The organism is Allobosea sp. (assembly GCF_048595345.1).
Lineage (GTDB): Bacteria > Pseudomonadota > Alphaproteobacteria > Rhizobiales > Beijerinckiaceae > Allobosea.
On record NZ_JBMDWH010000089.1, the window covers coordinates 1 to 7,892 of the forward strand.

At 67.6% G+C, this 7,892-nt stretch carries 5 protein-coding genes; 3 read left to right on the forward strand and 2 right to left on the reverse strand.

Translation table 11 applies throughout. From position 1 onward, the window contains the following. On the forward strand, positions 1–1,722 hold a 1,722-nt coding region (locus ACOJTB_RS09660; protein WP_420102315.1), incomplete at its 5' end, for a transglycosylase domain-containing protein. Between the two features lie 6 nt (positions 1,723–1,728). Here ACOJTB_RS09660 and ACOJTB_RS09665 read toward each other — a convergent pair. Together ACOJTB_RS09665 and ACOJTB_RS09670 are read right to left on the reverse strand one after the other, a co-directional pair. After that, on the reverse strand, positions 1,729–4,824 hold the full coding sequence (locus ACOJTB_RS09665) for an efflux RND transporter permease subunit (RefSeq protein WP_420102316.1): 3,096 nt from the start codon (positions 4,822–4,824) through the stop codon (positions 1,729–1,731). After that, positions 4,824–5,903, reverse strand: a complete 1,080-nt coding sequence (locus ACOJTB_RS09670; protein ID WP_420102317.1) for an efflux RND transporter periplasmic adaptor subunit — start codon at positions 5,901–5,903, stop codon at positions 4,824–4,826. Before ACOJTB_RS09670 ends, ACOJTB_RS09665 begins: the two co-directional genes overlap by 1 nt. A 458-nt stretch (positions 5,904–6,361) precedes the next feature. Between ACOJTB_RS09670 and phnC the strand changes: the two genes are divergently transcribed. Both phnC and phnD read left to right on the forward strand, forming a co-directional pair. Further along, positions 6,362–7,183 carry a phosphonate ABC transporter ATP-binding protein gene (phnC, locus tag ACOJTB_RS09675; RefSeq protein ID WP_420102318.1) on the forward strand — a complete coding sequence of 274 codons (822 nt, stop codon included), beginning with the start codon at positions 6,362–6,364 and terminating at the stop codon, positions 7,181–7,183. 64 nt (positions 7,184–7,247) lie between these two features. After that, positions 7,248–7,892: phosphate/phosphite/phosphonate ABC transporter substrate-binding protein (gene phnD, locus ACOJTB_RS09680; RefSeq protein ID WP_420102319.1), on the forward strand; the 645-nt coding region annotated here is incomplete at its 3' end.

Consider the following 7,892-nt stretch of genomic DNA (forward strand, 5'->3'; position numbering starts at 1 on the left):
CAGATCCTCGATCTCTACCTCAACCTCGCCCCCTTCGGCGGCAATCTGGAAGGCGTGCGCGCGGCGAGCCTCGCCTGGTTCGGCAAGGAGCCGAAACGGCTCTCGACGGCGGAAGCCGCATTGCTGGTCGCGCTCCCGCAATCGCCTGAAACCCGCAGGCCGGACCGTTTCGCCGACGCGGCGCGCCGGGCTCGCGAGCGCGTGCTCGCCCGTGTCGAACGGGCCGGCATCGCCACGGCGGGCGAGGTCGCCACCGCCCGGCAGGAGGAGATCCCGGCGGCGCGCCGGCCCTTCCCGAATCTCAGCCCCCATGTCGCCGAGCAGATGGTGGCCGAGGCACCGGGCCGGCGCGTCCATCACCTGACGCTCGATGCCCGGCTCCAGAAAAGCCTCGAAAGCCTCGCCCGCGAGCGCAGCCTCGGCCTCGCCCCCCAGGTCTCGATCGCGATTCTCGCCCTCGACAACGAGACCGGCGCCGTGCGCGCCTCGGTCGGCGGCGTCGATTATTTCGCGGCCGAGCGTGCCGGCTCGCTCGATCTGACCCGGGCGCTGCGCTCGCCCGGCTCTGCGCTGAAACCGTTCATCTATGCGCTGGCCTTCGACAACGGCATCGCCCATCCCGAAACGATGCTGGAGGATCGCCCGGCCCGCTTCGGCAGCTATGTGCCGGAGAATTTCGACAAGGGCTTTCAGGGCATGGTCAGCGCCCGCAAGGCGCTCCAGCTCTCGCTCAACGTGCCGACCGTCGAGCTGCTCTCGGCCCTGGGCCCACAGCGCTTCCTGACGCGGCTGCGCGAAGCGGGTCTCTCCCTCGCCATGCCCAAGGAGGGCGGCGCGCCAGGCCTCGCGGTCGGCCTCGGCGGCCTCGGCATCACCTTGCAGGACCTGACGCTCGGCTATGCCGGCCTGGCCCGCGGCGGGGAGATGGTGCCGCTGCGGTTTCGTCTGCCGGAAGCGGCACTTCTCAGCCCTCATCCTGAGGAGGCCCGCAAGGCCGTCTCGAAGGATGCTTCAGCGCCCACGGGACCGTCCTTCGAGACGCGGACTGCGTCCGCTCCTCGCGATGAGGGCTCGCGAAACAATCCCCGCCTCGTTGCGCCCGTTGCCGCCTGGTATGTCGCCGACACGCTGCTCGGCGCCCCGCCGCCGCTCAACGCTCCGCCCGGCCGCATCGCCTACAAGACCGGCACCTCCTATGGCTATCGCGACGCCTGGGCGGTCGGCTTCGACCGGCAGCATACCATCGGCGTCTGGGTCGGCCGGGCCGATAACGGCGCCGTGCCGGGGCTGGTCGGGCGCCTGGTCGCGGCGCCGATCCTGTTCGACGCCTTCGCCCGGGTCGGCATCGACCCACGCTCCTTCCCGCAGCCGGCGGACACGATCATCGGCACCACCAATCACCTGCCGCCGCCCTTGCGGCATCTGCGCCAAGACGTGCCGAAGACCGTCGCCGCGATCACCACCCCGCAACTGCGCCTCGCCTTCCCGCCGGACGGCGCGCGCATCGATCTCTCCGCTGCGGGTCTCGATGGTCAGGCCCAGCTGAACCTGAAGGCCGCAGGCGGCTCACCGCCCTATACCTGGCTGGTGGACGGCACGCCGGTCACCGCCCCGCTGCTGCGGCGCGAAACCCAATGGGTCTCGCCCGGCAAGGGCTTCATGCGGATCTCGGTGGTTGATGGCAGCGGCGCGAGCGAAAGCGTGTCGGTGCGGCTGCAGTAGCAGGCCTCATTCCGCCGGGGCGGGATGCGCCGCCGGCGCCGCATGCTTGTCCCCCGCCGCGCCCTGGCGCGAGGCGTGGACCTCGCGCGCCAGATAGCTGTAGGCGACCGGCACGACATAGAGCGTGAGCAGCGTGCCGAAGGTCATGCCGCCGACGATGACCCAGCCGATCTGCGAGCGGCTTTCGGCGCCCGCGCCATGGGCGATGGCGAGCGGCACCGCGCCCAGCACCATGGCGCCCGTGGTCATCAGGATCGGCCGCAGCCGGAGCTCCGCCGCCTCCACCAGCGCGTCGAGCGTCTCCTTGCCCTCCTCGCGCAGCTGGTTGGTGAATTCGAGGATCAGGATGCCGTGCTTGGTGATGAGGCCGACCAGCGTGATCAGGCCGATCTGGCTGTACACGTTCATCGTGCCGCCGCTGTAATAGAGCGCCGCGAGCGCTCCGGTCAGCGAGAGCGGCACCGACACCATGATCACGATCGGATCGACGAAGCTCTCGAACTGCGCCGCCAGCACGAGATAGATGAAGCCCAGCGCCAGCAGGAAGACCACGAAGATGCTCGCGCCGGACTGCTTGAACTCGCGGCTCTGGCCGGAATAGTCGACCTGCACGGTCGGCGGCAGCACACGCGCCGTCGCGTCTTCCAGCACCTTCAGCGCGTCTCCCAGCGAATAACCGGGCGCCGGCACCGCCGTGATGGTCGCGGAGCGCAGCTGGTTGAAGCGGATCAGCTCCTTGGGCGCGACATTCTCGTCGATCTTCACGAGGCTCGAGAGCTGCACGACGGCGCCGCCGCGCCCGAGCAGATAGATCGACTGGAGGGCCTGCGGCGTGTTGCGCTCCGTGCCGGCGACCTGGAGCATCACGTCATACTGCTTGCTGTTCATGTTGAAGCGCGTCACCTGGCGCCCGCCGAGCAGCGTCTCCATGGTCCGCCCGATCACATCGACGCCGACGCCGAGATCGGCGGCCCGCTGCCGGTCGATCGAGACCTTGATCTGCGGCTTGTCGAGGATGAGGTTGCTCTCGATATTGGTGAGCACCGGCGAGTTCGCGACCTCCGCCAGCACCTGGTCGACATAGCGCTTGATCTGCTCATAGGGCTCGGACGAGCGCAGCACGAACTCGACCGGCTTGGTGTTGGCGCCGCCCTGCCCGAGCGAGGGCGGATTGGTGGCGAACAGGCGAATGCCGGGGATCTGCGCCAGTTCGCGAGAAATCTGTGCCGCCAGATCCTGCTGTTTGCGCTCGCGCTGCTCCCACGGCTTCAGCCGGGCGAAGGAGATGGCGCGCGTTACGTCGGGAAAACCGACGATGACCAGCGAGCTTTCGACCTCCTGGATCTTGCTGAAGAACTGCTCGACCTGTCGCGCATAATCGGCAGTGAAGGCGAGCGTCGCACCTTCCGGCGCCACGCCGATGACGTTGATCGTGCCGCGATCCTCGACGGGGGACAGCTCCGAGCGCAGATGCGTGAAATAGTAATAGCCCGCACCGGCGACGCCCACCGCCAGCAGCACGATCACCGGCCGGATCGAGAGCGCCCCGCGCAGCGAGGCGCGATAGCCACGCGCCAGCGCCTCGAAGCCGCGCTCCAGCAGGTTGAACAGCCGGCCATGGTTCTCGTGGTGGCGCAGCAGCTTGGCGCACATCATCGGCGTCAGCGTCAGCGCGACGAAGCCGGAGACGAGCACGGCGCCCGCGAGCGTCAACGCGAATTCGATGAAGAGCTTGCCGGTGCGGCCGGTCGAGAACGCCATCGGCGCATAGACCGCGACCAGCGTCAGCGTCATCGCGATGACTGCGAAGGCGATCTCGTTGATGCCGCGGATCGCCGCATCGGTCGGCTTCATGCCGTCCTCGATATGTCGGTGGACGTTCTCCAGAACCACGATCGCGTCGTCCACGACGAGGCCGATCGCCAGCACCATCGAGAGCAGCGTCAGCGTGTTCACGGTGAAGCCGAGCGCGTTCATCAGCGCGAAGGCGCCGATCAGCGACACCGGGATCGTCACCAGCGGGATCAGCGTCGCGCGGAAGGAGCGCAGGAAAATGAAGATGATCAGCACGACCAGCACGGTCGCCTCGATGATCGTCTGGTAGACCGCCTTGATCGAGCGGTCGATGAAGATCGAGGTGTCGTAGGACGGCTCCAGCGACATGCCGTCCGGCAGATCCTCGACGATGCCGGGCAGCGTCTCGCGGATGCCGGCGGAGACGTCGAGCGGATTGGCCGTCGCCTGCTTGACGATGCCGACCGTCACTGACGGCTTGCCGTTGAACCAGGCGGCATTGCGCTCCTCGCGCGCACCGAGCTCGACCCTGGCGATGTCCTTGACCTTGATGGGGAAGCCGCCTGCGTCCTTGACCACGATCTCGCGGAACTGCTCGGGCGTCGTCAGGCTGGTCTGCGAAAGCACGGTGAATTCGCGGTCGCTGCTCTCGATCCGGCCCGAGGGAATCTCGACGTTCTGCGCCTTCACGGCCGCCTCGACCTCCTGGACCGTGACGTTGTAGGCCGACATGCGCGAGCGATCGAGCCAGATGCGCATGGCGAACTGGCGCTGGCCCTGGATGCGCACCTCCGCCACGCCGGTGATGTTCTGCACGCGCTCGGCGATGAACCGGTCGGCGAAGTCGGTCAGCTCCAGCGGGCTATGGCGCGTAGAGGTCAGCGAGAGGTAGAGGATCGGCTGCGCATCCGCCTCGACCTTGGCGATGATCGGCTCGTCAATCTCGTCCGGCATGCGGCCGCGGACGCGGCTGACGCGATCGCGCACGTCGGAGGCGGCGACGTCGGGGTCGACATCCGGGCGGAAACGCACCGAGATCTGGCTGCGCTCCTGCCGGCTGGTGGAGGAGATGATCTCGATGCCCTCGATGCCGGCGATCGAATTCTCGAGGATCTGCGTGACCTGCGTCTCGATGATCTCGGCCGAGGCGCCGCGATAGACCGTCTGCACCGAGACGATCGGCTCGTCGATGTTCGGATATTCGCGCACCGTCAGGCGGCCATAGCTGACGATGCCGATTAGCATCACCAGCAGGCTCAGCACCGTCGAGAGGACGGGCCGGCGGACGAAGAGCTCGAACAGACCCATCAGAGCTGACTCGTGCGGACGATGGCGTCCTTGATCGCGATCGCCGCCCCGTCGCGCAGGCGCATCTGGCCGGCGGTGACGATCTGCATGCCGGGCTTGAGCCCGCCCACGACCTCGACCTTGCCCGGCAGACGCTTGCCGAGCTCGACCGGCACGCGGCGCGCCTTCCCGTTCTCGGCGACATAGATCATCTTGCCGATGCCGTCCGGCACCACGGCCATCTCCGGCACGACGATGGCGTTCTCGCGTTGATCGACGATGATCGAGAGCCGCGCGAACAGACCCGGCTTGAGCGCCAGATCGGGGTTCGGCACCGTGGCACGCAGGCGGATGGCCCGGCCGTTCACGTCGACGACCGGATCGATCGCGAAGATCTTGCCCGCGAAGGGCTTGTCCGGCGCCGCATCGACCCGCACCTGAACCGGCTGGCCGACCTTCACGCGCGACAGATAGATCTCCGGCACGCGGAAATCGATCTTGATCGGGTCGATATTGGTCAGGGTGATCAGCTGCTTGCCGACCGAGACATAGTCGCCGATGCCGACCGAGCGCAGGCCGACGACGCCGTTGAAGGGCGCGACCAGGGTCGATTGCGCGAGCTTGGCCTTGGCGAGCTGCACCCGCGCCTCGCTGGACGCGAGCCGCGCCGCGGATTCGTCGAGCGCGACCTGCGTGCCCGATCCGCGCGAGACCAGCCCCTTCAGGCGATCATTGGTGTCGCGGGCGAGGCCGAGATCGGCCATGGCCTGCTTCAGTTCGGCGTCGAGAATGGCGGTGTCGAGCTTCACCAGCTCCTGTCCCGCCTTGACGCGCTCGCCCTCCCTGAAGCCGAGCGCCACGACGCGGCCGGCGATCTCGGGCGCGATCACGATGGACTCGTCTGCCGCGAGCGTGCCGAGCGCCTCGACCTCCTCGTTGACGGTCATCACCTCGACCGCCGCGACCTCGACCGGCACGGTCCGGGGGCCTGCGGGAGCGCTGGCGCGAGCCGGCTCGCCCCCGTTGTAATAGTGCCGATAGCCGTAATATCCGCCACCTGCGAGGCCAGCGACCAGGAGGAGGAGAACAAACCGCTTCATCGGGACACGGACTCCATAACGTCAGGTTAGTCTTATCTGGAACGATCCATCCGGCCAGATGCGCGCAGGCCACAGAGCGGCGAAAACCGACGCAATGGAGTCGTTTGCAGTGCCGCTCGGCTCGATCGCACACGGATTGGGTGGCGATATGCAAGACTCCTGCCGTAGATCGGCGCGGCGCACCGGCATCTCGGCGATCCGCAACGCCCGGATTTCGGCACCTGCCTCACCATCCTGCCGCCAACGGCCCGCCACTCCAAGCGCAAATGCGCCCGCTCACGAAAACGTTCTCACAGACGAGCTGCGAGTGCCCCACCCCGCTGGCGGTCCTGCTGACGATGGGAGACGCTGTCATCCGGCCGTCATCTGCCGCGCCTAGCAGTCCGTTCCGCATCGAGGCCGCAGGGCTGGGCGGAACCCGGTTCATGCGGCGCCTCAGCCATGTCCGGGATCGTTTCATGCTGCGTATCGCAGGCCTGACCAAGCGCTTCGGCGACAAGAACGCCGTCGACAACGTCTCGCTCTCGATTCCCAAGGGCGAGATGGTCGGCGTCATCGGCCGCTCCGGCGCCGGCAAGTCGACGCTGTTGCGCATGCTGAACCGCCTCGCGGAGCCGAGCTCCGGCCGCATCCTCAGCGAGGAGCAGGACGTGACCGCGCTGAAGGGCGCGGGGCTGCGCCGCTTGCGCCGCGACACGGCGATGATCTTCCAGCAGTTCAACCTCGTCGGCCGGCTCGACGTGCTGACCAATGTGCTGCTCGGCCGGCTCAACCATCGCTCGCCGGCGCTGACGCTGGTCAAGAGCTTCTCGCAGGACGACAAGATCCGCGCCATCGCCGCGCTGGAGCGGCTCGACATGGGCCATCTGCTCGCCCAGCGCGCCGAAACCCTTTCGGGCGGCCAGCAGCAGCGCGTCGCCATCGCCCGCGCGCTGGTGCAGGAGCCGCGCATCATCCTCGCCGACGAGCCGATCGCCTCGCTCGACCCGCGCAACACCCAGGTGGTGATGGACGCACTGTTCCGCATCAACCGCGAGGACGGCATCACCGTGATATGCAATCTGCACGATCTCGATATCGCGGCGAAATACTGCGACCGGCTGATCGGCATGTCCGGCGGCAAGGTCGTCTTCGACGACGTGCCCCAGGCGCTCACCCGCGATGTCGCGGCCGAGCTCTACGGCATCGAGGCCAAGGATGCCGGCGCCGAGGCGCTGGACGCGCTCGAGGCCATCGTCTCTTCCGAAGCCATCCGCGCCAAGCGCGAAAAGATCGCCTGAGCGGCGGCGCGCCCGCCGCTTCCTCTTGCCGACTACCCGACCGTTCCCACAGGAGCAGACAGCCATGCTGACCCGTCGCAATACCCTCAAGCTCGCCGCCGCCGGCCTCGCCGCCGCCGCCACCCCCGCTTTCGCCCAGGACTGGAAGGCGAAATATCCCGAGCTCATCTTCGCGATCATTCCCGCCGAGAACGCCTCGGGCGTCGTCGAGCGCTACACCCCCTTCGTGAACTATCTCGGCAAGGAGCTGGGCACCAAGGTCACGCTGCGCATCGCCAACGACTACGCCGCCCTGATCGAGGGCCAGCGCGCCGGCAACATCCATATCGGCATGTACGGCCCCTCCTCCTTCGCCCGCGCGCTGATGACCGGCGCGAAGATCGACGCCTTCGCGATCGAGACCAATCTCGACGGCACCAAGGGCTACTACTCGGTCTTCTACGTGAAGAAGGACTCGCCCTATCAGAAGATCGAGGATCTGAAGGGCAAGAACCTCGGCCTCGTCGACCCGAACTCCACCTCGGGCAACAACGTGCCGCGCTTCGCCCTGGACAAGATGGGCATCGACCCGGAGACCTTCTTCGGCAAGGTCGTCTACACCGGCAGCCATGAGAACGCGATCATCGCGCTCCAGCAGGGCACCGTCGACATGGCCGCCAACTGGTGGAACGACGAGCAGGAATCCAACCTGCTGCGCATGGCCCGCAAG

Coding starts and splice junctions, on each gene's coding strand:
- ACOJTB_RS09670 (WP_420102317.1), bottom strand. CDS start 5,903: ATGAAGCGGTTTGTTCTCCTCCTCCTGGTCGCTGGCCTCGCAGGTGGC.
- phnC (WP_420102318.1), top strand. CDS start 6,362: ATGCTGCGTATCGCAGGCCTGACCAAGCGCTTCGGCGACAAGAACGCC.
- ACOJTB_RS09665 (WP_420102316.1), bottom strand. CDS start 4,824: ATGGGTCTGTTCGAGCTCTTCGTCCGCCGGCCCGTCCTCTCGACGGTG.